The following is a 22,145-nucleotide window of genomic DNA, read 5'->3' as shown; positions in this document are numbered from 1 at the left end:
CGGTATGGGGGCGCGGCGCCGACATGTGGGCGAAACGCCCGGCGGAGCGGTAAGCTCTACACCGAGTAGTAAAACTTTTAGTGTGCCCGGGGCGGCCGAGTCTTCCCGGACAGCAGCAACAAGTAGGAAGGGCCGTCTGTGAGTTCGCAGAACCGAACCGGCAGCCGACGCAAAACGATCACAACGATCTCAAGCTTGGCAATTGCCGGCGCGTTGGTTTTGACCGGATGTTCGCCAGAGGTAGAGAAAGGGTGGCTGCCCACGGAACGTGGCACCACCAGCAACACCGACCGCATCATGGACCTCTGGGTCAACTCATGGATTGCCGCCCTGGTTGTGGGCATCATTACCTGGGGCCTGATCGTTTGGTGCCTGGTCGCTTACCGCCGCCGCAAAGGCACCGTCGGGTTCCCGCGGCAGACCAGCTTCAACCTCCCCCTGGAAGTCTTTTACCTGACCATCCCGCTGTTCATGGTTGTGGTGTTCTTCTACTTCACCGACCGCGACCAGCAGGCCATCGATAACCGCTCCGAGCCGGCCGACGTCGTTGTTGACGTCCGCGGCAAGCAGTGGGCCTGGGACTTCAACTACAAGGCCGGCGACGTCATTGAAGAGGACGTCTACGAAGCCGGCGTGCAGACGAACCTCACCGGAAACACCATTGACATGGAGCAGCTCCCCACGCTGTACCTGCCGGTGAACAAGTCCGTTGACCTCGAGCTCAACGCACGCGACGTGATCCACTCCTTCTGGGTTCCCGCCTTCCTGCAGAAGCGCGACATGATCCCGGGCAAGACCAACTACATCAGGTTCACCCCCACCAAAGAGGGCACCTACGACGGCAAGTGTGCCGAACTTTGCGGCGAGTACCACTCCGAAATGCTGTTCCGCGTCAAGGTGGTGTCGGAATCCGAATTCCAGGCCCACATGGACGAACTGCGCGAAGCAGGCAACACGGGTCTCCTCGGCAATGAGTACGACCGCAACCCGAACGTGAACGAAATTAAGTAAGGGGAGCGACGTGGCTACGTACACTCAATCCGCACCCACCGGAGTCCTTCCAGCTCCCGTGGTTCCGAAGTCCAAGGGACGCATTGTCGTCAACTGGATCACCTCCACCGACCATAAGACCATCGGGTACATGTACCTGATCGCGTCGTTTGTGTTCTTCTGCCTGGGCGGCGTGATGGCCCTGCTCATCCGCGCCGAGCTGTTCGAACCGGGCATGCAGATCCTGCAGACCAAGGAGCAGTACAACCAGCTCTTTACGATGCACGGCACCGTGATGCTGCTGATGTTCGCCACCCCGCTGTTTGCCGGGTTTGCGAACGTCATCATGCCGCTGCAGATCGGCGCTCCGGACGTGGCTTTCCCGCGGCTCAATGCGCTGGCTTTCTGGTTCTTCCTCTTCGGCTCCACCATTGCGGTATCCGGTTTCATCACCCCGCAGGGTGCAGCTTCCTTCGGCTGGTTCGCCTACGCTCCGCTGTCCAACACCACTTTCAGCCCCGGCATCGGCGGTGACCTGTGGGTGTTCGGCCTGGCGCTGTCCGGCTTCGGAACCATCCTGGGTGCCGTCAACTTCATCACCACCGTCATCTGCATGCGCGCCCCGGGCATGACCATGTGGCGGATGCCGATCTTCACCTGGAACATCCTCGTGACGGCCATCCTGGTCCTCATGGCGTTCCCGCCGCTGGCCGCGGCCCTGTTTGCCCTCGGTGCCGACCGCCGTTTCGGTGCCCACATCTTCGATCCGGAGAATGGCGGTGCGGTCCTCTGGCAGCATTTGTTCTGGTTCTTCGGCCACCCCGAGGTGTACATCATCGCGCTTCCGTTCTTCGGCATTGTCTCGGAGATCTTCCCGGTGTTCAGCCGCAAGCCGATCTTCGGCTACAAGGGCCTGGTCTACGCAACCATTGCCATTGCCGCACTCTCGGTCACCGTGTGGGCGCACCACATGTACGTCACCGGCTCGGTGCTGCTGCCGTTCTTCGCGTTCATGACCATGCTGATCGCAGTGCCCACCGGCGTGAAGTTCTTCAACTGGATCGGCACCATGTGGCGCGGTTCGCTGACCTTCGAAACCCCCATGCTCTGGAGCATCGGCTTCCTGGTTACGTTCCTGTTCGGCGGCCTGACCGGCATCATCCTGGCCTCACCGCCGCTGGACTTCCATGTCTCCGACTCCTACTTCGTGGTGGCCCACTTCCACTACGTGGTGTTCGGCACCGTGGTATTCGCCATGTTTGCCGGGTTCTACTTCTGGTGGCCTAAGTTCACCGGCAAGATGCTCAACGAACGCCTCGGTAAGATCCACTTCTGGCTCCTGTTCCTGGGCTTCCACGGCACCTTCCTGATCCAGCACTGGCTGGGCGTCGAGGGCATGCCGCGCCGCTACGCCGACTACCTGGTGGAAGACAACTTCACCTGGATGAACCAGTTCTCCACGGTTGCCTCCTTTGTCCTGGGCGCATCGCTGATCCCGTTCTTCTGGAACGTCTACATCACTTGGCGCAGCGCGGAGAAGGTGCAGGTGGATGACCCTTGGGGCTTCGGCGCCTCGCTGGAGTGGGCCACGTCCTGCCCGCCGCCGCGGCACAACTTCACTTCGCTGCCCCGGATCCGTTCGGAGCGCCCGGCACTGGACCTGCACCACCCTGAACTTCGCCAGGTCCACACCGTTGAGTCACCCGCGCCCGCAGCCCAGACGCTCGGAAACGCAGACCAGAGGGATAACTGACAATGAAAATTGAATCCTGGATTTTTGGTGCCGGAGTCTTCTTCTTCGTTCCCGTGTCCCTGGTATACGGCTTCCTGACCAACTGGGGCGAGTGGGTGGGCATCCTCGGCATTCTCCTCGTTGGCGGCCTGGCCGGCATGATCGGCGGATACCTCGGGTTCACCGGCAAGCGCGTTGGCCTCCGCCCCGAGGACCGCAGCGATGCCGAGATCCATGAAGGCGCCGGCGAGCAGGGGCACTTCAGCCCCTGGAGCTGGTGGCCGCTGGTCCTGGGCCTCTCCTGCGCCACGGGCTTCCTGGGCCTTGCAGTGGGCTTCTGGATCGTCTACATCGCCGCGGGCATGGCCGTTGTTGCCCTCATTGGCTGGGTCTACGAGTACAGCCGCGGCGACCACGCACACTAGCAACAAACAAGTACAAAACAACGACGTCGGGCCCCACCAGAAGGTGGGGCCCGACGTCGTTTTGTTTGAACCGTCTCTGCGGGCTCAGGCGGCGCCCTGCGACTCCAAAAGGTCGCTAAGCTCCCGGAGGGCCTCCTCAGCATCCCGACGGCTCTGTGCGCCATCCAGCGCAGACTCACTGATGCCGAGTTCCACCTCGCAGCCGTGGTGGAAGTCTGCCGTCATCACTTGGAGAAGTGATCGAGCATCAACCTGCGGTGTACCGTCCTTGGCGATGGTCACTGGAAGGCCGGTTTCCGTGACAGCCCGTACGAACACGGCGGCAGGACGTGCGTGCAGTCCCACCGAGGCTCTGACCACTGCCTTGAGTGTTGGCAACGGGACTCCTTCTTTGTTGCGGCCTTTTGCCGCCAAATGACATGTGCCTGATAAATATAGCCGTGCGGCGGCCCGCACTGCCAAGCGGCGGGAGCGCGGTCCTTACTGGTCTAGACCTGACCTAAAATTGGAGGGTGAACTTCAACGCAGGGGAGACCCGCCATGGCATCTAGCGCGGCAGCAATCGCCGGCGAGATCGACCGGACCAGCGGAACGGCGATCTATGTCCAGCTCCGTGAGATCCTCCGTTCCTATATTGCCGAGTCTTGCCCGCCGGGATCGGCCCTGCCGTCAGAGCGTGATCTTGCCGAGCGGTTCGGCCTGGCGCGAATGACCGTCCGCCAGGCAATCGATGCCCTGGTTGGTGAAGAGGTGATCGAGAGGGTTGTGGGTCTGGGGACGTTCGTCCGCAGGCCCAAGCTTGATCTCCAGGTGAAGCTGACGTCGTACAGCGAAGAGATGCAGCGGCGCGGGATGGTCCCGGCTGCAAAGGTGCTGAGCTTTGAGCAGATAGCCGCGAGTGCGTTCCTGGCCCGGGAACTGCAGCTGGATGAGGGAACGCCGCTGGTGCGGTTCCGCCGCCTGCTGCTGGCTGACGGGGAACCGATGAGCGTTGATGAGAACTTCATTCCCGCGCACCGCGTGCCGGGGCTGCTGGACGGGGAACCGCCCACGTCGCTGTACAACGTCCTGAGCGAACAGTTCGGCCTGGTGATGGAGTGGGGAGAGGACATGATTGAGGCCACGGCTGCCTCGCCCTCGACTGCCCGCTTGCTGAACGTTGAGGTGGGCTCGCCACTGCTGAAGATCCAGCGCCATGCCTTTGTTGCCCGCGCGATGGTGGACTACTCCGTGTCCTACTACCGCGCTGACAGGTACAAGCTGTGGGTTCCGCTGCAGCGCCCCGGTGCGCGCAGGGCGCGAAACCACTAGGCGCCTCCGGCTTTGGCCAGGAGAGCCCGCTCGAAGGGTTGCCTCCGAAGCAAAACTTAAAGAGCGAAGGCCCGGTCCATGCGGACCGGGCCTTCGTCGGTTGTCAGAACCTAGTGGGACAGGCTCTTAGTTGCTTCCGGTGCTTCCACAGCCTCGTGGCCGTGGCCGTGGGCGGCTTCCAGCTCGGCAGGGGTGGCCGGGGCCACGCGGTCCTCGAAGAACCACTTGGAGAGGAACGCGCGGCGCTTCTCCTTGCGGGTCACCACACCGTGTTCGTTGGGTACGGCCGGGAGAACCTCAGGGGACTCGAAGCCCACGAGCTTGTAGCGCTTGTACTCGTCCAGCGGAGCGTGCACCTCGATGAACTCGCCGTGCGGGAGGCGGACAATGCGGCCCGTTTCCCGTCCGTGGAGTGCGATTTCGCGGTCCTTCCGCTGAAGGGCCAGGGCAACGCGCTTGGTCACGATGAAGGCAATGATCGGGCCTACGAAGAACAGCGCCCGCAGCCAGTACGTAACGTCGTTCAGAGAGACACTGAAGTGCGTGGCGATGAGGTCAGAACCGGCGGCGGCCCACATGACGCAGTACCAGACGAAGCCCGCCATACCGATGGCAGTCCGCGTAGGGGCGTTGCGGGGACGGTCCAGCACGTGGTGCTCGCGATCGTCCTTGGTGATCCAGCGTTCGATCCACGGGTACATGAACATCACGGTGAACAGGATTCCGGCCGGGACCAGTGCCGGCAGCAGGACGTTGAACGAGAAGACGAAGCCAAGCCACGTCTGCTCCACTTGCCAATCCCCGAAGGTGCCCGGCATGAGGCGCAGGGCGCCGTCAACAAAACCGATGTACCAGTCAGGCTGGGTACCGGCGGACACGGGGGAGGGATCGTAAGGACCGTAGTTCCAGATCGGGTTGATCGTGAAGAAGCCTGCCATGAGGGCCAGGACGCCGAACACGATGAAGAAGAATCCGCCGGCCTTGGCAGCGTAGACAGGTCCGAGCGGGTAACCGACGACGTTGTTGTCATTGCGGCCGGGGCCGGGGTACTGGGTGTGCTTGTGGACGACCACCATGAAGAGGTGGAGCACAATCATCAGCAGGATCAGTGCGGGCACCAGCAGGATGTGCAGCATGTAGAGGCGGCCGATCACAGCCGTTCCCGGGAACTCGCCCCCGAACAGGAAGAACGAGATGTACGTACCAATGACCGGGATGGACTTGATGACACCGTCAATGATGCGCAGGCCGTTACCGGAGAGCAGGTCATCCGGCAGGGAGTAGCCGGTGAAACCGGCAGCCATGGCCAGGATGAGCAGTACCCCGCCCACAACCCAGTTCATCTCACGGGGCTTGCGGAAGGCTCCGGTGAAGAAGACCCTCAGCATGTGCACTGCGATGGAGGCTACGAACAGCAGGGCGGCCCAGTGGTGGACCTGGCGCATGAACAGTCCGCCACGGATATCAAAGGAGATATCCAGGGACGAGCTGTAGGCCACGGACATCTCCACGCCCTTCAACGGAACATACGAACCGTCGTAGTGCGTCTCCGCCATGGACGGATCAAAGAAGAACGTCAGGAAGGTGCCGGAGAGCAGCAGGATGACGAAAGAGTACAGCGCCACTTCGCCGAACATGAAGGACCAGTGGTCGGGGAAGACTTTGCGGCCGAATTCGCGGAGGATTCCGGAACCGCCAACACGCTGGTCGACGAAGTCGGTAAACCGGCCTGTCTTGGTTTTGGCGACGAAAGCGGGCTCAGCTGTTGATGCTGCGCTCATGCATATCACGCTCCCAGTAACTTGGTCCTACAGGTTCTTTGAAGTCGCTGGTAGCGACCAAGTAGCCCTCGTCATCAACTGCGATGGGCAGCTGGGGGAGAGGCCGGCTGGCGGGGCCAAAGATCACCTTGCACTCTTGCGTGAGGTCGAAGGTGGACTGGTGGCACGGGCACAGCAGGTGGTGCGTCTGCTGCTCATACAGAGCAACGGGGCAACCGACGTGGGTGCAGATCTTGGAGTAGGCAACAATCCCGTTGTATCCCCAGTCCTCGCGGCCTTCTGAGGGGTTCAGCGACGCCGGATCCAGCCGCATGAGCAGCACAACGGCCTTGGCCTTTTCGTTGAGCTTGCCCTCGTGGAGGTCGTTCAGGCCTTCGGGGATAACGTGGAACGCCGATCCGATGGTTACATCGGATGCCTTGATGGGCGTTCCGTCGGGGTCGCGGGCAAGACGCTTGAGCTTGCCTTCCTGGGGTGCCCACAAAGTGTGGGCCAGCTTGTTGTCCGGACGCGGACCGAGGTCGCCGAAGATAGCAACTGCCGGCAGGGGTGCGAGGGCGACGGCACCCAGAAGGGTGTTCCGGATCAGAGGACGGCGCTTGATGCCCGTCTCTTCAACGATGTCGTCCACGATGCGTACTGCAGCCTGGCGGTCCTCTTCGTACCGGATCGCGTGGCGTTCCTCGGAAACCTCGTGGTCCGGCATAAGGGCCTTGGCCCAGTGCACAATGCCGGTACCGATGCCGAGCATCGCGAACGCGGTTCCCAGCCCCAGGAGCATGTTCTGCAGCCGGATGGCGTCAATGCTCGACTCCCCGGCTCCCAGATCAATGGCGAAGTACGCCACCAGGAAGATCAGGGTTCCAACAACAGAGATGCCAAATAGTAAGGCGACCTGCCGTTCTGCCCGCTTTGCGGCCTTCGGGTCCGTGTCAGCCAGGCGCAAACGGTGCGGAGGAATTCCAGGATCCTGGAACTTCTCCACCTCATTCTGACCAGCCGTAGCTACGGTGCCCGAGTGGTTCGGACTGCCGTCACTATGGTTGCCCATAATTCGCCTCATCCTTCTCTCGTCCCGGCGGATACCGGGTTAGTTTCTAATATCAAGCTGCTGACGGATCAGCAGAAGTGTGCGGTGACGCGGATGTCAGGACGTCCGGGAGGTCAACCAGATCGTGAAGGCGATGATGACGCCAAGGCCGGCGACCCATACAAACAGGCCTTCAGCTACCGGACCCAGCGAACCGAGGTCGGCGCCGCCGGGGGAACCGCTGCTCTCGATCTGCTTCAGGAAGGTGATGATGTCGCGCTTGTCTTCGGGGGTGATGTTGGAGTCGCTGAACACGGGCATGTTCTGGGGGCCGGTCACCATGGCCTCGTAGATGTGCTTGCCCGAAACGTCTGCGAGGGCAGGTGCGAACTTGCCGCGGGTCAGGGCGCCGCCGGCAGCGGCAGCGTTGTGGCACATGGCACAGTTGACGCGGAACAGCTCGCCACCGGCGGCGGCGTCGCCGCCTTCGTCAAGCAGGCCCTCTTCAGGAATCGCCGGGCCTGCGCCCAGGGACGCGACGTAGGCTGAGAGCTGGTTGGTCTGCTCATCGTTGAACTGGACAGGCTTTTTCATCGCCTGGGGACCGTTCATCTGCATCGGCATGCGGCCGGTGCCCACCTGGAAGTCAACAGCGGCTGCTCCCACGCCAACCAGTGACGGACCAGCCTCGGTGCCACTGGCGCCCATGCCATGGCACGTGGCGCAGTTGGCCTCGAAAAGTTTGCCGCCCTCTTCGACGTCATCTGCGCTGTAAGAGGTGGTGGAGGCTTTGGCCTCGTTGACGGTGGTAGCCACGGCGTATAGCCCACCCGTGATGAGGAGCCCCATCAGAAGCAGCGCTATTGCTGCAAGTGGGTGACGCCGCTTTTGTGAGAGTGCCTTCACGTGGTGGTTCCTTTATTCGATCCTGCGCCGGCTCCGGGAGCCGCTACCTGAAATTCTGCCTCTTGTAGAAAAAGAATCAAAGCTGGCTACTTGAGTACGTAGATGACCAGGAAGAGGCCGATCCACACGACATCCACGAAGTGCCAGTAGTAAGAGGTGACAATCGCCGAAGTGGCTTCAAAGTGCCCGAACTTCTTCGCCGCAAAAGACCGGCCCATGATGAGCAGGAAGGCGACCAGTCCGCCGATGACGTGCAGGCCGTGGAAGCCGGTGGTCATGTAGAACGCGGAACCGTAGGCGTTGGAGGAGAGCGATACGTGCTCGGAGACCAGCATCGCGTACTCGGTGGCCTGTCCGGCAACGAAGAAGGCGCCCATGAGGAACGTGAGGGTAAACCATTCATTCATTCCCCACCGGGCGAACTGGAACACACCCCCGGTCCTTCGCGGCTGCAGGCGCTCCGCAGCGAAGACGCCCATCTGGCAAGTGAAGGAACTGGCCACGAGGACGATCGTATTGGCGAGCGCGAACGGGAAGTTGAGCTTGGCTGTCTCGTCCGCCCACATCTGTGCGCTCGTTGAGCGCAGCGTGAAGTACATGGCGAAGAGACCGGCGAAGAACATCAACTCACTTGACAGCCACACAACGGTTCCAACGGAAACCATGTTGGGGCGGTTCAGCGTGGGGTGCGCCGGGGTACTGGGGGCATGGGTCGCAGATGTCACATAGACATTATGTCTGTAAAAGTCCGTGCTGCCCAACGCAAACCGCCTTTTTGGGGGACTTTTTCTACAAAGACGCGAATTCGCGCGGAAAAGTTCCCGCAGGGGTTCATATTGGTCAGTCCCCGCCAACCCTAGATAGCATCAGGAGGTGACTTCACAGGCTTCCGCACCGTCCGCCAATTCGTGGCCCCGCGTGATCTCGGCACTGATCAGCGGGACCGACCTTACTGCCGGGAACACGTCCTGGGCTATGGACACCATCATGTCCGGGGAGGCCACGCCGGCACAGATCGCGGGATTCCTCGTAGCCCTTAGCGCCAAAGGCGAGACCGTTGAGGAGCTTTCCGGCCTGGTGGATGCCATGCTGGCCCACGCAGAACCCATCGGCATTTCGGGCCAAAAACTGGACATCGTGGGTACTGGCGGAGACCAGCTTAATACGGTGAACATCTCGACGATGGCGGCCCTTGTAGCCGCCGGAGCCGGAGCCAAGGTGGTCAAGCACGGCAACCGCGCGGCGTCGTCGTCGTCGGGTTCTGCCGATGTGCTGGAGGCTTTGGGGGTCCGGCTTGACCTGACAATCGAGGAAGTTGCCCGCAACGCCGAGGAGGCGGGGATCACCTTCTGCTTCGCGCAGGTGTTCCATCCGTCATTCCGTCACACCGCGGTCCCCAGGCGGGAGCTGGCTGTTCCGACGGCGTTCAATTTCCTGGGCCCCCTCACCAACCCGGCTAAGGTGCAGGCCTCTGCTGTCGGCGTCGCAAACGCCAGGATGGCGCCGCTGGTGGCGGGCGTTCTGGCGCAGCGGGGGAGCAGGGGACTGGTCTTCCGGGGCAATGACGGCCTTGATGAGCTCACCACCACCGGTCCGTCCACCGTTTGGGAAATCCGGGACGGTGCTGTGAGCGAAATGACGTTCTCGCCACATGACCTTGGCATCAGCCTGGCAACGGTGGAGCAGCTGCGCGGCGGCAACGCCGAGGTAAATGCCGCTGTTGTCCGGGACGTCCTTGCCGGCAAGGAAGGCCCCGCCCGGGACGCCGTCCTGCTTAACGCTGCTGCCGGACTCGTGGCCTTCGACGAATCCGCCGACGGGCCATTCGTGGACCGGATGAAGGCAGCCTTTGCCCGCGCAGCCGAATCAATTGATACCGGCGCCGCTGCAACCGTCCTCGAAAAGTGGGTTTCCCTCACCGCCCGCTAAGGGGTTGCCTCGGTCTTCCTACTGTTCGAAACCCAGGGAAAACGCCGCGTCCAGGTCATGCTGGGAGTAGGCGCGGAAAGCAATATGGGTGGTGGTGTGGACAACGGCCGGGACCTTTGAAAGCCGGTCTGCGATGACGTCGGCCAGGTCCTCGTGCCGGGGCACCCTGGCGACGGCAATCAGGTCCCACTCGCCGGTTACGGAATACACCTCGCTGATGCCCTCGATCGCGGAGATCTCCTCAGCCGTCTCGGGGATGCGGGAAGCGTCAGTCTTGATCAGGACGAATGCGGTGATCACGTTGAACCCTTTCGGATCTGTTGCGCCGTGGGAATGCCCGGCGGACTTCTGCTGCCAGCCTATTACATCCACCAAGCCTCGGGACCGGCACAGGTCAGGCATCAGGCCGGTCGCGTGCCGCAACACGGCCGCGTCGCCTCACGCCTGCAAGCAGAAGGCGGTAGCCAACCAGCAGGAGCCCCAGGGTTAGCAAGGCAACAATGACGAACGGGAGCACTACAGTCTGCCCAGTCACGGCCCTCAGAACCATCCCGCCCGCGACGCTGCCGAGCCAGACGGCAAGCCCTGCCCGGCGCACCGAGAGCGGATCACGCCATGCCCTGGCCACCAACCAACCAAGGGCCGCGCCGGCCAGGAACGGCCATGCCGTCAGCAGCACGCCGGTCAGGATGTCGCCGCGCTGGTGTGCGTCGCGTCCCACGGCGGCAAACACCGTGATCAGGACTGCATCCGCTGCTGCGGCTCCCAGCAGAAGGGGGAGTGCGGGCGGTTGTGGAGATTTCACGGTGTGGGAACTCATGGATTCGAGCCTAATGCCAGCCGTTGTGCGGGGTGGATTACGGCATTAGGCTCGAGCCGGGAGGGAGCCACGTATGCCACGGAAAATTGGGACCTGCCTGTGGTTCGAGAACCAGGCGGAAGAAGCGGCGCAGTTCTATACGTCCGTTTTCGACGACTCACGGATCATTAATGTTTCGCGCTTCGGCGAGGGCGGACCTGGGGCCGCCGGTGAGGCAATCGCCGTCGACTTTGAACTGGAAGGGCGAGGGTTCACGGCACTGAACGGCGCCAGGGGCTCCAGCTTCACGGAAGCGGTCTCGTTTGTGGTGGACTGCGAGGACCAATCCGCAGTGGACCGGTACTGGGCGGCGCTGACCGACGGCGGCACTGAAAGCCAGTGCGGCTGGTTGAAGGACCGCTTTGGAGTGTCCTGGCAGATAGTTCCCGCGATCCTGCCCTCGTTGATCGCCGGCCCGGACCCCCACGGCTCGCATCGTGCCATGCAGGCAATGCTGGGCATGCAAAAGCTGGATATCGCGGAACTGCAAAGGGCCTATGCCGGGTGATGCCGCCGGTGCAGCAATGACAGTGGGAGACATGTGAATAAGCCGCTCTGGATCTGTTCGCTGCTCGGCGCTGCAGTGGGCATAACGCTTGGATTGGCGGTCTTCGACAGCCCGTTCCTCGGTTTTGCGCTGGGCCTGGGAGTCGGGGCGCTGGTAGGGGCCGGGATCGGGTCCACGCGCTGATTCTGCCCATGCTTTTGCGTGCATCCCGTGCTGTTGCCCTGGCTGCCCGCCGAAGCCCTACCGATAGTGGCCTCTCCCCTTGGAAAAAGGGGACAGAATGCATTGACAAGGGCAATCGAATTGTGGATCCTCAGTTCTACTGATCCACCACATTTAGTTGTACCGAAATCAGGTTCCCATGGACGACGACGGCTATGGAGAAATAACACTGGACCTGCTCGGGTCCTGGTGCCTACGCCGTGACGGCGTTGTCGTCCGCGTCGCAACACGGCAGCAGCGGCTCATCGCCGCGTTGGCCATAAAGGGCCCACGCCTTCGCAGCTATTTGGTAGGACTGCTGTGGCCCGAGTACCCGGATTCGAAAGCCCTGGAAAGCCTGAGGGTCAGCGTCCACTTAACATCGCGCCAGGTGCCTGGCCTGATCGTCAACGAAGGCAGGTTGCTGTCCCTGAACGACCAGGTTGATGTCGATTTGAACCGGGTCCGGGCACAGGCGCGGGCGCTGGGGCAGGCGGGTTTCGGCGCTGGGGCCGCCTCTCTGATGGACGAATTGCGTGACGCGCAACTGCTTCCCGGCTGGTATGAGGACTGGGTGGTGTTTGAACAGAGCCACTTGCAGCAGGACCGGTTGCGGATCTTCACGGATATTGCCGCGCGGTCGCTCGCCCTGGGCGACTGCGGGACGGCAGGGGAAGCCGCTGAGGCTGCGGTGGGCATAGAACCGCTCTATGAGAATGCCGTCGCCCTCCTGATCCGGGCCGAACTGCGGCGAGGCAATCCCGCGGCCGCGCTGCGGGCCTATGAGCGCTACCGGGAGCAGCTGCAGGAAGACATGGGGTTGTTGCCTGCTGAACCGGTCAGGGAGCTCCTGGCTGTTGTCCTTGAACGGCAGCAGAACCTGGTTAAGGAACGCCTAGTTTCGGCCGGTGACTCCTGGCTGGCTGGCCAGCCAGCGCTTAACCACTTTTAGTACCTCGGCTGGGTCCGCGGTGGCAACCGCTTCCTGTCGGCTACCGGATTTCTGGGAGTAGGTAATTCGTGCCCTGAAGCCCTGGGGATGGCCCGGCTCATGCCAGGTGCGGATGATGAGCAGGCCTGTGGAGGGGGCATCCGGATGGTCGCCGGGCCCGGCCGGTTCGGACCAGTTGTGCTCTTGCATCGTTGCGCTCGGCCCCTCCCGGTTTAATTGAATGCCTGGGGAAGGCCGGGCTGGGCCCGGCCTCCCCAAGCTGCCTGGAGCTGGCTTTCCTTGGCGGGATGCGTCCTTCTCAGGTGATCTGATCTTGCTGGAGGAAAATCAGGAGTTCGCTCGCGTTTCCGAAATATTGGCGCAAGAATGGCTGGCCCGGTCACCAGTGCATGATTGCGGTCTGTCCGGACTCGCCTGCCCAGTAGAGCCGTACCCGCACAACGTACCGCCTGCCTTGAAAGAGCTTGGCGGACACCCGTGAGTTCCGGTCTTCCCCGCTGTCGTCGTCTCCGGCGACGAAGCGCAGCTCGCCCTGCACTTCCTCGAACAGGACCAAAACGGTGTCGGCCGCGCCAAACGTGCTTATTTCATACTTGCGGGATGCCTGGGGTTCCAGCGCAAAGTCCGCCTGGCCGCCTGGAACCAGCGCAAGCGGCACCGATTGGAAGGGCTGGAGAACGGGAAGCTGGGGGTGCAGTGCAGGAAAGAATTTCCGCACCCATTCCTTGTCCGCGGGGGACAGGCCTCCGGGCGGATTGAGCCCCGCCTGGAAACGGGCAGGTTCCTTGATCAGCCCGGCGGGGAACCAGTATTCCATGACGGAATCAGGGTCCCACGAGGATCCCTCGACTTCACTGGCGTCAATCTTCCGCAGAACGTTGTGCAGTGTCTGCTCTTGCGGCCAGTGGTTGGGGGCGCCGCCAAAGTATTCATAGACTTTGGCTTCGTCCCAGACGATACCGGAGAAAGGATTCTGGTGTTCGTGCGGCAGGCCCAGGGTGTGGCCGATCTCGTGGAGGGCAGTGGTGCGGCCGTAGTCGTCGGTGAGGTCCCAGCCGAAATTCATGGTGGGCTCGTTGGCGCTGATCCCCAGGACGTCGCGCCCGACGTAGGACCACGAGCCATCGCCCTGGTCAAAGGCGATGCGTACTTCGGCCTCACTGCGGTCTTCCACTTCGGAGAATTCCAGGCCTATGCCGAGGTCCTTCCATTCCTTGAACGCCTTGCGGACCGCTTCCTTTTGTGGAACCGGAGCATCTAGGAACCAGTAGTGCAGCACAGTACCGTTGACCCATTTGAGCCTCAGCAGGCGGATCAGGCGCTCCCTGCGGGTCGAAAGATCCGGGCGCAGAACCGGGCGCGTCTGCGGCTTTACGTCACAGTGCGGACCAGCTGGCTGGCTTTTCGCGGCTACTCGGTCATCCATTGCTGGCTCCTTGGAAGCGGGTCACTTCAGACCAGTACACTGTGGTGCCGTTACGGCCGCGTTATCACCGCCTGAGGCCGGGGATACAAGGAAATCGGCACAGCCGTAACGCGCCAGTAACGCCCGCAATGGTCTACTGCCCGGAACAGGGGGACAGCACCTCTTACTCAAAAGGATCTGTTTTCGTGGCGCAGGAGGGACATGACATGGGATTCCCCGGCGATGATGGCAGGCTGCCGGTGATTTATGTGCGCGGATTCGCGGGGACAGGCTCTGCCATCAACAATGCCGTTGATGATCCGTTCTACGGGTTCAGCCAGGGCTCCGTCCACGTGCGGGCCGACGGAAACGGACGGGCCAAGTTTCACCAGTTCGAGTCCCCGATGCTGCGGCTTGTTTCCGACCACAAGTACGAGGTTCCGGTCCATGGCGATCAGTGGGCCTTCCTGAACAGCGTGGATTCCGGCTCCGTAAACCCGGCATCCGTATGGATCCACCGTTTCTACGATGACTCCGCGGATACCTTCGGCGAGGAGGGGGAGAGCTTCTCGTTCGAGGACGCCGCGCGGGATCTGTTCGAGCTCATCAAGCTGGTGCTTGATAGGACCGGCGCCCCCAAGGTCTTCCTGGTGGCCCATTCAATGGGAGGCCTGATCTGCCGCTCGCTGCTGCAGCGGGTCATACCGGAAACACTTGCCGGCGAGGAGGGCACCATCGACCCTGCGGCCGGGGCCCGATACGTGGCACGGGTGTTCACCTATGCGACACCGCACGGCGGAATCCGCTTCGCCGTCGGTTTCGGCCTCCTGGAGAAGATCCGCGACGTCCTTGGCGTTCAAGGGGCGGACATCTTCGGGCCGGACAGGATGTATGATTACCTCACTCCGCCGGCCCTCAGGCGGACACGGACCCGCGAGGCCTTCGTAGGGACGCAGATGCCCGACGACGGGTTCCCGCTGGATGACCTGTTCTGCCTTGTCGGCTCGAATCCTGGCGATTATGACGTTGCCTTGGGCCTTTCGTCGAAAGCGGTAGGAGCAAGAAGCGATGGCCTGGTCCAGATAGACAACGCCGCAGTCCACGGCGCGCCGCTGGCTGTGGTGCACCGGAGCCACAGCGGCCGCTACGGCATCGTCAATTCCGAGGAGGGCTACCAGAACCTCCAGCGCTTCCTCTTCGGCGACCTCAAGATTGAGGTCGAACTGGCAGGCTTCACCGTTGGCAAAGCTGCACCCCCGGAGGTGGAGTTCCAGCTTGATGTGGGGCTGGCCATTCGGGGGCTGCCGGTCATGGTCCATGAACAGAGCGCCGCGCACTTCTGTCCAGTCCAGATTGAGCATTGGAAAGAAGGGGACCCGATCGACTCGCCGCTGCCGCTGCTCACCACTTTCCTTTCCTCGAAAGCACCCCGGCCCCGGGTGGGCGGCCGGGAAGTGCCGCGGCTGCGCCACGCGCTCAGGCTGCGGCTGATGTCCATCAGGGAAAAGGAGGGACATTTCTTCTTTGACGACCATTTGGAGCAAACAGAGGACTGGCAGGACACCTTGGTGGTCGATATTGAACCTCCCGGCAGAGACCGGCCGCTGCCCAAAGCATGGGCCGCCTGGAACAGTGGCATTTCAACGGCTGTCCGAGACTGGAATCCCGAGGACAAAGACCAGCTCAGGGATATTGACGACACGCCGGCCCGCTGGCGGGGACACATCGCTGTTCCGGAATTTGCGAAGGATCTGCTGGGACCGAATGCCGGGATCAACCTCACCGTGACCCCCCGGACCCTGGTTTTCTAGAAACGCGCCGGCGCACCCGATCCTGGCTGCAGCACCGTCCTTGTCTACCGTGGGGGAGCGGCGGGTTATTGAGTCCTGCGATGTGCCCTGCGTCGGGGCAAGAAATCGGGCGGCTACGCTGGTGCTACCTGGCCGCTGGCAGGCTCGCGGACTGGTGGGCATGACGACGGCGGATCGTTGCCACCATGGGCGCCTGCTGGTTCAGTCGTTGGCGGCCGTGTCCTGCTGTGCAGGGCTTCAGGGTAAAACATTAGCGGGCGGCGCATCCAGACTGGGGGCAGGCAGAGGGAGGGGCCGGGGGTCCGCTCAAAACGATTACTTTACATAATGTAGATTATCGGCGTTTTGGGCAGCGGCGCAGAAGCGGCCGCATTCCGCCACAGTTCGGACACGCACCGAGGACAAGTCTGCTGACAACTGCACAGGCAAGTCTGCAGGTCAGCGCGTCGCACACCGTTGCCAATATCCGGCCGCTCGCCAAGAATGAACCAATGACGGTCTACGTGCGTTCCCTTGAAACCGCAGTTCCGAAAACGATGCTGATCCAGTCCGAGGCCCGGGATGTCTTCGCGGCGCAGCCCGGCCTGTCCCGGCTGGGCTCGCGCCTGGTGGGCACCTGCTTCGACGCTGCAGCCATAGACACCAGGTTTACTGCCGTCGAGGAAATGACCAACGACTTCCAAGCGGAAAACCCGCAGTTCTACGATGCCGCCACCGGCCTGCTGCTGAATCCCAGCACCAAAGTGCGCAATGAAATCTTCGGCCGCGAGGCCACCAAGCTGTTCGTCGCCGCCGCCCGTGCCGCCGTGGAAGCCTGCCCGGAACTCGATTTACTTGACATAACTCATCTGGTGACCGTCTCCTGCACCGGATTCTTCAACCCCGGGCCGGACTATAAGATAGTGCGCGAACTCGGCCTGGATCCCGCCGTTCAGCGGTACCACCTCGGCTTCATGGGCTGTTATGCGGCCTTTCCAGCCCTCCGGGCCGCAAAGCTGTTTTGTGAGGCCGACCCCAACGCGGTGGTCCTGGTTGTCTGTGCGGAACTGTGCTCGCTGCACGTGCGCACCTCCAACGATCCGGACACCATTATGGGATCGGCGCTGTTCGCCGACGGTGCCGCGGCCGCCATCGTGACAGCCAGGCCAGGTGCCGAGGAAACCGCCCTGCTGCAACTGGACCATTTCGAAACAGTCCTCACGCCCGTCGGTGAAGACTCCATGGCATGGAACATCGGCGACAACGGATTTGAAATGGTCCTGGGCAATTACGTCCCGCATATCATTGACGACCACATCGTCGGGGCGCTGGAGCCGCTCCTGGCCCGGGACCCTGGACTGGCTGCACTCCCCTACTCATCCATCCGCCACTGGGCCATCCACCCCGGGGGCCGGAGCATCCTGGACAAAGTCGAGTCGCGGCTCGGCCTGACGGAGGAGCAACTGGTTCCGGCCCGCGAAATCCTCCGGAACTACGGCAACATGAGCAGCGCAACAGTCCTGTTTGTCATCAAACGCATCCTGGAGCAGGCCCCCGAACCCGGCGACGAACGGATCTGCTCCATGGCGTTCGGCCCAGGACTCACGGTGGAAACCGCACTGTTCACCAAACTCCGGCAGGCTCCAGGCGTTATCCCGGCCGGGCACACGGGGCAGGAACGGATACCGGCGGACGCTCCGGTGGCCTGAACCCCGTGTACTTCCTGCTGCGGCAGCGCGATGCCGGCGCCACAGAGATCATGGACCTGCCGGATTGTGACCCTGAGGCGCTGGACAACACGTACCGGCAGTTCGCCGTGGTGAACCGGGTACTGTCGGGATGGCGGCGGCTGTACGTGCGGGACCTGCGCCCGTTCCTTGCTGCCACTTCCCGGCCGGCAACCGTCCTGGATATCGGGTCGGGCGGCGGCGACCTTGCCGTCATGCTGGCGCGCTGGGCCGCACGCGACCGGCTCACCCTGCACATCACGGGCATCGATCCGGATCCCCGCGCCGCCGCCTTCGCCCTCCGCAGGGTTGGCGTGCCCGGCGTCAGTTTTCGGCAGGCCCACAGCACCGATCTTGTGCAGGAGGGCCGGCAGTACGACTTCGTGATCTCGAACCATGTCCTGCACCATCTTGGCGGCGGGCAACTCCAGGAGCTGCTGGCACACTCAGAGTTGCTCGCCCGGAAAGCGGCGCTGCACAACGATCTGCGCCGCAGCCCGGCCGCCTACGCCCTGTTCAGTGCTGCAGCCCTTCCTTTCCGCCACTCGTTCATCCGCGCGGACGGGCTGACCTCCATCCGCCGGAGCTACACGCACGGGGAGTTGAAGGCCCTCGCTCCCCCGGGCTGGGCGGTCCGGACCGGCAGCGCCTTCCACCAGGTCCTCGAATACCAGGGAAACTGACATGGCCACAGACGTGGTGATCGTTGGCGCCGGTCCCGTGGGACTGTACCTGGCCGCGTCCCTTCTCCAGGAGGGGATCTCGGTCCGCGTCCTCGAGCAGAGGACTGAACGGAACCTCCACAGCCGGGCCATCGGGGTCCATCCGCCTGCCCTCAACGCGCTGGACCAGGTACAGCTGGCCGCCGCCATGGTGCAGGAGGGCGTGCCGATCCGTACAGGCCTTGCGGTCAGCCGCGGGAAAACGGTGGCGAGCATGACCTTCGACGCCGTTTCGGAGGCCTTTCCTTTTGTGCTGGCCCTCCCCCAGCACCGGACCGAACAGCTCCTGGAGGATCGCGTCCTTGCCCTGGACAGCGGAGCCATCGTCAGGGGCGCGAGGGTCACAGGACTGTACGACGACGGCGGAAGGGCCGCCGTCGCCGTCGAACCTTCTGCCGGAGGTGCGGGTCAGCGGGAGTTCCGCGCATCCTTTGTGGTTGCCGCAGACGGTGCGAGGTCGCAGCTGCGGAAGGCGCTTGACGTGCCTGTCCGCACAAAGGCGTATCCGGACCACTACCTGATGGGCGATTTTGCCGATTCCGGCGACCAGGGGCAGACGGCTGTCCTGTTCCTTGAAGCAGGAGGAATCGTTGAATCCTTTCCGCTGCCGGACGGCCTGCGGCGGTGGGTGGTACGGCTCGGCACGCCGGCGGAGGCAGCGGACGCCCATCGGCTGGCCGGACTGGTGCTGCAGCGTACGGGCATCCTGCCCGATGTGGAGACCAACACCATGGTGAGCGCCTTCAGCGTAAGGTCCACGCTTGCCCGCCGCACGGTGGCGGGACGGGTGCTGCTGATCGGCGACGCTGCGCACGAAATCAGCCCAATCGGCGGCCAGGGCATGAATCTTGGCTGGATGGCTGCCCACGCCCTGTCGCCGCTGATTCGCAGGGGCGTGGCGGGAGAGCCAGTTGATGGACAGCTGAAAGAGTTCGACGCCGGCCGGTGGCGCGCCGCCGTTATTGCCAGGCGCCAGTCCGAGGTCAATATGATGCTGGGCCGTCCCCTGCCGGCACCCTTCCTCCAGCTGCGAAACCTGGCCATTGGCTGCGCTGCTTCGGTTCCAGCCATAAACCAGTGGACCGCCAGGCGCTTCACCATGCAGTAGCAGCAGCCTGCGCTGAGGGCACGGCGGTCAGGAACCGCCCCGGAAATAGCAGTCGTAGCTGTCCTGGCTCACAATTCTGCCGTCCCTGACCTCGAAGACCGACGACGTCCTGGCGCGGATGGTCTCTCCCCTGTCCCAGTAAGGCAAATCCATCAGGACTGTTGCCGACCAGTCCGCCTCCACCGCCACCCTCCCGCCTTCACAGGTGGTGCGCCTGATGTTGAACGCCTGGCCTGCCACCACCTCCGCGCTCTGGTCGGCACCGGCAAGGACAGCGGCCAGCGTCCGGGTGGAACCTTCCGGCGCCAGCAGGTGCGGCGCTTCGACCAGCACGAAGGCCTCCGCCAGGAAGGGCCGGATCCCAGCGGATCCTCCACCTGATTCCAGGACGCGGAGGAAACCCAGGACGCAGTCCAGGGCAGGGGTGCTCGGGGAAGGGTGTTCAGCCATGGGAAAGACACTAGCCCAGGCAGGCGGGCCGGATCTCCCGCCGCCAGTAGGCTTTTCTTCATGAGCCAGAATCCGCCGGAGACCACCCTCAGCGACGAACAGATCAGGGAAACCGTGGAGCGGATCCTGTCGGCCGGGGCACTGCCGCCCATCGTGCAAGCCGGGCATCCCGCCCTGCGCCAGCGCGCGGCCGCCTTTGACGGCCAGCTTTCCCCCGAGGAGCTGGACCGGCTCATCTCGCTCATGCGGCAGGTGATGCACGAGGCCCCGGGCGTGGGGCTGGCAGCACCGCAGCTCGGCATACCCCTCCAGATCGCCGTCGTGGAGGACCAGTTCGACGTCGACCCCGAGGCAGCTGCCCTGCGGAAGCGGCGTCCCCTGGAATTCATGGCGCTCCTGAACCCCCGCTACACCCCGGTGGGCACGGAGCTGGCGTCCTTTTACGAGGGTTGCCTCTCCCTGAACGGACTGCAGGCAGTGGTTGCCCGGCCTGAAGAAGTCCTGCTGGAATTCCAGGTGCCGGACGGCTCGCACGTGCAGAAGGAGTTCGCAGGCTGGCAGGCCCGCATCGTGCAGCACGAGACAGACCACCTGAACGGCGTGCTCTACGTGGACCGTGCCCAGTTGCGCTCGCTCAGCAGCAACGCCGAGTACGCCGCCAGGTGGGCGGAGCCCGGAATCGAGAAAGCGCGTGAGGGGCTCGGGTTCGGCGACGGCCCCACCCTCCTCCCCTGATCCAGGACCGGCAGCGCAGAGCCGGGGCAGCCCCGGGCCACTGCTGCCGGCCACCGGGGAAGTCCGCCGGACAGCCCTAAGATAGTGCCTATGCCTTCCCCCGCGGACCTCCCGCTGCTGTGTCCCGTGTGCTCCCGGCCGCTGGAGCGGGAGCGGCCGGACCCCGCGGGCCGGGCGCGCCTTGCCTGCGGTGCCGGGCACAGTTTCGATGCAGCGAGGCAGGGCTACTACAACCTCCTTGTGGGCAAGGGCACCGCCTTCGAAGCTGACACCCCCGGGATGGTGGACGCCCGGTTCAACTTCCTCGGGAGCGGGCACTACCGGCCACTCGCAGATGCTGTCGCTGCCGCCGTCGTTTCCTGCCTGCCCAGGGACTCCGCCGTCGTCCTGGACTCCGGAACCGGGACCGGACATTACCTGCGGGGCATCCTGGATCACGCGGCAGCAGAAGGCCGGACTGTAGCCGCCGTGGGCATGGACATCTCCAAGTTCGCGCTGCGGCGCGCTGCCCGGCTTAACAGTGAAGCGCTGAACCTGGCCTGGGACGTGTGGCAGCCACTGCCGTTGGCCGGCACGTCGGTAGACGCCATCACGGTCATTTTCGCGCCGCGCAATGCGCCGGAGTTCGCACGCGTCCTGAAGCCAACAGGCCGCCTGGTGGTGGTCACACCACGCTCCGGACACCTCGGCTCGCTTGCCGGCATCACGGGCATGCTCCACATCGAAGAGGACAAGGAGAGCCGGCTGACCGGGGCGATGGCCCCCCACTTCACGGTAGCGGAAACCCACGACATCGGCTTCCCCTTGTCGCTTACCCGCGAGGAGGCAACAGACCTTGCCTTCATGGGACCGGCGGGGCACCACCTCGAGCGGAGCGACATCGCCGGCCGCCTTGAAAACCACCCCGGGATCATCCACTCCGAGGCAAGGTTCCGGCTCACAGTCTTCCGGCCCGCGTAAACCCTGCCAGCGTAACGACTTGGCCACTATCCCCCCACAAAAGTGCAGTAACCCCCATAACCCGGGTGCCAGCACTACGATGGAAGGACAGTTACTGGCGGGCCCAAAATGGGCCTTCCCGTAGCGAAGGGGGAGCACGATGTTCGAATGGTTGGGCGAAAACTGGTGGGCACTGTGGCTCTCGGCTTTCCTCGCTTTTGCAGTGATCGAGATGATCACCCTTGACCTTTTTTTCATCATGCTCGGCGGAGGCACCCTCGCCGCCTTGGTGGCGGACTTCGCTGGTGCGGATCCCTGGCTGCAGATCGTGGTTTTCTGCGTCGTCTCCCTCCTCATGATTGCGTTTGTCCGGCCTGTGGCCCTCTCGCACCTGAAGAAGGGGCCGTCCGAGCAGCGGACCAACGTCGACCGCCTGATCGGCGAGCAGGCAGTAGTGATGGAGTCCGTCTCGTCCGACGGCGGCCTGGTCAAAATCGGCGGGGACATCTGGAGTGCACGCTCCGCGGCGGGGGTCCTGCCCGCCGGAGAAAAAGTAGTCGTAGCCGCGATAGACGGCGCCACCGCCGTCGTTTCAGCGGCCTCGGACGCCGACGGCAAGTCCTGATACAGCCTGAACACTTGGGG

The 22,145-nt window shown here is 63.3% G+C and carries 24 protein-coding genes; 15 read left to right on the top strand and 9 right to left on the bottom strand.

Translation table 11 applies throughout. The features are described from left to right. Nucleotides 1-138: 138 nt before the first annotated feature. The 3 genes from coxB to ACIQF4_RS04750 are packed head-to-tail and all read left to right on the top strand — an operon-like array spanning nucleotide 139 to nucleotide 3,147. On the top strand, nucleotides 139-1,011 hold the full coding sequence (gene coxB, locus ACIQF4_RS04760; RefSeq protein WP_231454292.1) for a cytochrome c oxidase subunit II: 873 nt from the start codon (nucleotides 139-141) through the stop codon (nucleotides 1,009-1,011). Between the two features lie 10 nt (nucleotides 1,012-1,021). After that, nucleotides 1,022-2,743, top strand: a complete 1,722-nt coding sequence (gene ctaD / locus ACIQF4_RS04755; protein WP_350003246.1) for a cytochrome c oxidase subunit I — start codon at nucleotides 1,022-1,024, stop codon at nucleotides 2,741-2,743. A 2-nt stretch (nucleotides 2,744-2,745) separates the two neighbouring features. Further along, nucleotides 2,746-3,147 (top strand): cytochrome c oxidase subunit 4, encoded by a 402-nt coding sequence (locus ACIQF4_RS04750; RefSeq protein WP_231454294.1) that lies wholly within the window; start codon nucleotides 2,746-2,748, stop codon nucleotides 3,145-3,147. 84 nt (nucleotides 3,148-3,231) lie between these two features. Here the strand turns inward: ACIQF4_RS04750 and ACIQF4_RS04745 are convergent, their stop codons facing one another. Continuing rightward, nucleotides 3,232-3,525 (bottom strand): HPr family phosphocarrier protein, encoded by a 294-nt coding sequence (locus ACIQF4_RS04745; protein WP_400516173.1) that lies wholly within the window; start codon nucleotides 3,523-3,525, stop codon nucleotides 3,232-3,234. A 162-nt stretch (nucleotides 3,526-3,687) separates the two neighbouring features. On the opposite strand from ACIQF4_RS04745, the gene ACIQF4_RS04740 reads away from it, so the two are divergent. Next, nucleotides 3,688-4,458, top strand: coding sequence for a GntR family transcriptional regulator (locus tag ACIQF4_RS04740; RefSeq protein ID WP_350003250.1), 771 nt, complete (start codon nucleotides 3,688-3,690; stop codon nucleotides 4,456-4,458). Nucleotides 4,459-4,568: 110 nt separating this feature from the next. Here the strand turns inward: ACIQF4_RS04740 and ACIQF4_RS04735 are convergent, their stop codons facing one another. The 4 genes from ACIQF4_RS04735 to ACIQF4_RS04720 all read right to left on the bottom strand — a co-directional run bounded on the left by ACIQF4_RS04735 (nucleotide 4,569) and on the right by ACIQF4_RS04720 (nucleotide 8,936). After that, a complete protein-coding gene (locus tag ACIQF4_RS04735; protein ID WP_400516174.1) occupies nucleotides 4,569-6,239 on the bottom strand; it encodes a cytochrome bc complex cytochrome b subunit in 1,671 nt (556 codons plus the stop codon). Then, nucleotides 6,217-7,290, bottom strand: coding sequence for a ubiquinol-cytochrome c reductase iron-sulfur subunit (locus ACIQF4_RS04730; protein ID WP_231454298.1), 1,074 nt, complete (start codon nucleotides 7,288-7,290; stop codon nucleotides 6,217-6,219). The genes ACIQF4_RS04735 and ACIQF4_RS04730 overlap by 23 nt, the downstream gene beginning before the upstream one ends. Nucleotides 7,291-7,386: 96 nt before the next feature. Beyond that, on the bottom strand, nucleotides 7,387-8,175 hold the full coding sequence (locus tag ACIQF4_RS04725; protein ID WP_350003253.1) for a c-type cytochrome: 789 nt from the start codon (nucleotides 8,173-8,175) through the stop codon (nucleotides 7,387-7,389). An 86-nt stretch (nucleotides 8,176-8,261) separates the two neighbouring features. Continuing rightward, the gene (locus ACIQF4_RS04720; protein ID WP_217432071.1) at nucleotides 8,262-8,936 is read right to left on the bottom strand and encodes a heme-copper oxidase subunit III; all 675 of its coding nucleotides are present in this window, start codon (nucleotides 8,934-8,936) and stop codon (nucleotides 8,262-8,264) included. 112 nt (nucleotides 8,937-9,048) lie between these two features. On the opposite strand from ACIQF4_RS04720, the gene trpD reads away from it, so the two are divergent. Beyond that, nucleotides 9,049-10,104: an anthranilate phosphoribosyltransferase gene (gene trpD / locus ACIQF4_RS04715; protein WP_400516175.1), complete on the top strand. Its 1,056-nt coding sequence runs from the start codon at nucleotides 9,049-9,051 to the stop codon at nucleotides 10,102-10,104. An 18-nt stretch (nucleotides 10,105-10,122) separates the two neighbouring features. Here the strand turns inward: trpD and ACIQF4_RS04710 are convergent, their stop codons facing one another. Beyond that, entirely contained in the window at nucleotides 10,123-10,404 is a 282-nt protein-coding gene (locus ACIQF4_RS04710; protein ID WP_350003257.1) for an Lrp/AsnC ligand binding domain-containing protein, read from the bottom strand. A gap of 94 nt (nucleotides 10,405-10,498) precedes the next feature. Next, the gene (locus ACIQF4_RS04705; RefSeq protein WP_400516176.1) at nucleotides 10,499-10,924 is read right to left on the bottom strand and encodes a DUF3054 domain-containing protein; all 426 of its coding nucleotides are present in this window, start codon (nucleotides 10,922-10,924) and stop codon (nucleotides 10,499-10,501) included. Nucleotides 10,925-10,997: 73 nt separating this feature from the next. Here ACIQF4_RS04705 and ACIQF4_RS04700 point away from each other — a divergent pair, with 73 nt between their 5' ends. The 3 genes from ACIQF4_RS04700 (at nucleotide 10,998) to ACIQF4_RS04690 (ending at nucleotide 12,624) form a co-directional block, all read left to right on the top strand. Continuing rightward, the gene (locus ACIQF4_RS04700; protein ID WP_350003260.1) at nucleotides 10,998-11,471 is read left to right on the top strand and encodes a VOC family protein; all 474 of its coding nucleotides are present in this window, start codon (nucleotides 10,998-11,000) and stop codon (nucleotides 11,469-11,471) included. 33 nt (nucleotides 11,472-11,504) lie between these two features. Then, nucleotides 11,505-11,654 (top strand): hypothetical protein, encoded by a 150-nt coding sequence (locus ACIQF4_RS04695; protein WP_172801433.1) that lies wholly within the window; start codon nucleotides 11,505-11,507, stop codon nucleotides 11,652-11,654. Between the two features lie 178 nt (nucleotides 11,655-11,832). Beyond that, nucleotides 11,833-12,624, top strand: a complete 792-nt coding sequence (locus tag ACIQF4_RS04690; protein WP_400516177.1) for a BTAD domain-containing putative transcriptional regulator — start codon at nucleotides 11,833-11,835, stop codon at nucleotides 12,622-12,624. Nucleotides 12,625-13,003: 379 nt separating this feature from the next. Here the strand turns inward: ACIQF4_RS04690 and ACIQF4_RS04685 are convergent, their stop codons facing one another. Further along, on the bottom strand, nucleotides 13,004-14,050 hold the full coding sequence (locus tag ACIQF4_RS04685) for a M12 family metallopeptidase (protein WP_400516178.1): 1,047 nt from the start codon (nucleotides 14,048-14,050) through the stop codon (nucleotides 13,004-13,006). Between the two features lie 185 nt (nucleotides 14,051-14,235). On the opposite strand from ACIQF4_RS04685, the gene ACIQF4_RS04680 reads away from it, so the two are divergent. From ACIQF4_RS04680 to ACIQF4_RS04665, 4 genes are all read left to right on the top strand, one after another. After that, nucleotides 14,236-15,840 (top strand): hypothetical protein, encoded by a 1,605-nt coding sequence (locus ACIQF4_RS04680; RefSeq protein ID WP_400516179.1) that lies wholly within the window; start codon nucleotides 14,236-14,238, stop codon nucleotides 15,838-15,840. 491 nt (nucleotides 15,841-16,331) lie between these two features. Continuing rightward, the gene (locus tag ACIQF4_RS04675) at nucleotides 16,332-17,528 is read left to right on the top strand and encodes a type III polyketide synthase (protein ID WP_400516180.1); all 1,197 of its coding nucleotides are present in this window, start codon (nucleotides 16,332-16,334) and stop codon (nucleotides 17,526-17,528) included. Nucleotides 17,529-17,533: 5 nt separating this feature from the next. Continuing rightward, the gene (locus tag ACIQF4_RS04670; protein WP_400516181.1) at nucleotides 17,534-18,229 is read left to right on the top strand and encodes a class I SAM-dependent methyltransferase; all 696 of its coding nucleotides are present in this window, start codon (nucleotides 17,534-17,536) and stop codon (nucleotides 18,227-18,229) included. Nucleotide 18,230: 1 nt separating this feature from the next. Next, a complete protein-coding gene (locus tag ACIQF4_RS04665) occupies nucleotides 18,231-19,376 on the top strand; it encodes an FAD-dependent oxidoreductase (protein ID WP_400516182.1) in 1,146 nt (381 codons plus the stop codon). Between the two features lie 27 nt (nucleotides 19,377-19,403). Here the strand turns inward: ACIQF4_RS04665 and ACIQF4_RS04660 are convergent, their stop codons facing one another. After that, entirely contained in the window at nucleotides 19,404-19,826 is a 423-nt protein-coding gene (locus ACIQF4_RS04660; RefSeq protein ID WP_350003272.1) for a nuclear transport factor 2 family protein, read from the bottom strand. Nucleotides 19,827-19,886: 60 nt separating this feature from the next. Here ACIQF4_RS04660 and ACIQF4_RS04655 point away from each other — a divergent pair, with 60 nt between their 5' ends. From ACIQF4_RS04655 to ACIQF4_RS04645, 3 genes are all read left to right on the top strand, one after another. Continuing rightward, a complete protein-coding gene (locus tag ACIQF4_RS04655; RefSeq protein WP_400516183.1) occupies nucleotides 19,887-20,561 on the top strand; it encodes a peptide deformylase in 675 nt (224 codons plus the stop codon). Nucleotides 20,562-20,651: 90 nt separating this feature from the next. After that, nucleotides 20,652-21,521 carry a putative RNA methyltransferase gene (locus ACIQF4_RS04650; protein WP_400516184.1) on the top strand — a complete coding sequence of 290 codons (870 nt, stop codon included), beginning with the start codon at nucleotides 20,652-20,654 and terminating at the stop codon, nucleotides 21,519-21,521. A gap of 139 nt (nucleotides 21,522-21,660) precedes the next feature. After that, a complete protein-coding gene (locus ACIQF4_RS04645) occupies nucleotides 21,661-22,125 on the top strand; it encodes an NfeD family protein (protein WP_350003277.1) in 465 nt (154 codons plus the stop codon). Nucleotides 22,126-22,145: the final 20 nt, after the last annotated feature.

This window comes from Pseudarthrobacter sp. NPDC092202, from assembly GCF_044755505.1.
Taxonomy (GTDB): Bacteria; Actinomycetota; Actinomycetes; order Actinomycetales; family Micrococcaceae; genus Arthrobacter.
The sequence above is the reverse complement of the archived record's forward strand: the minus strand, read 5'-3'. Positions and strand labels throughout refer to the sequence as shown.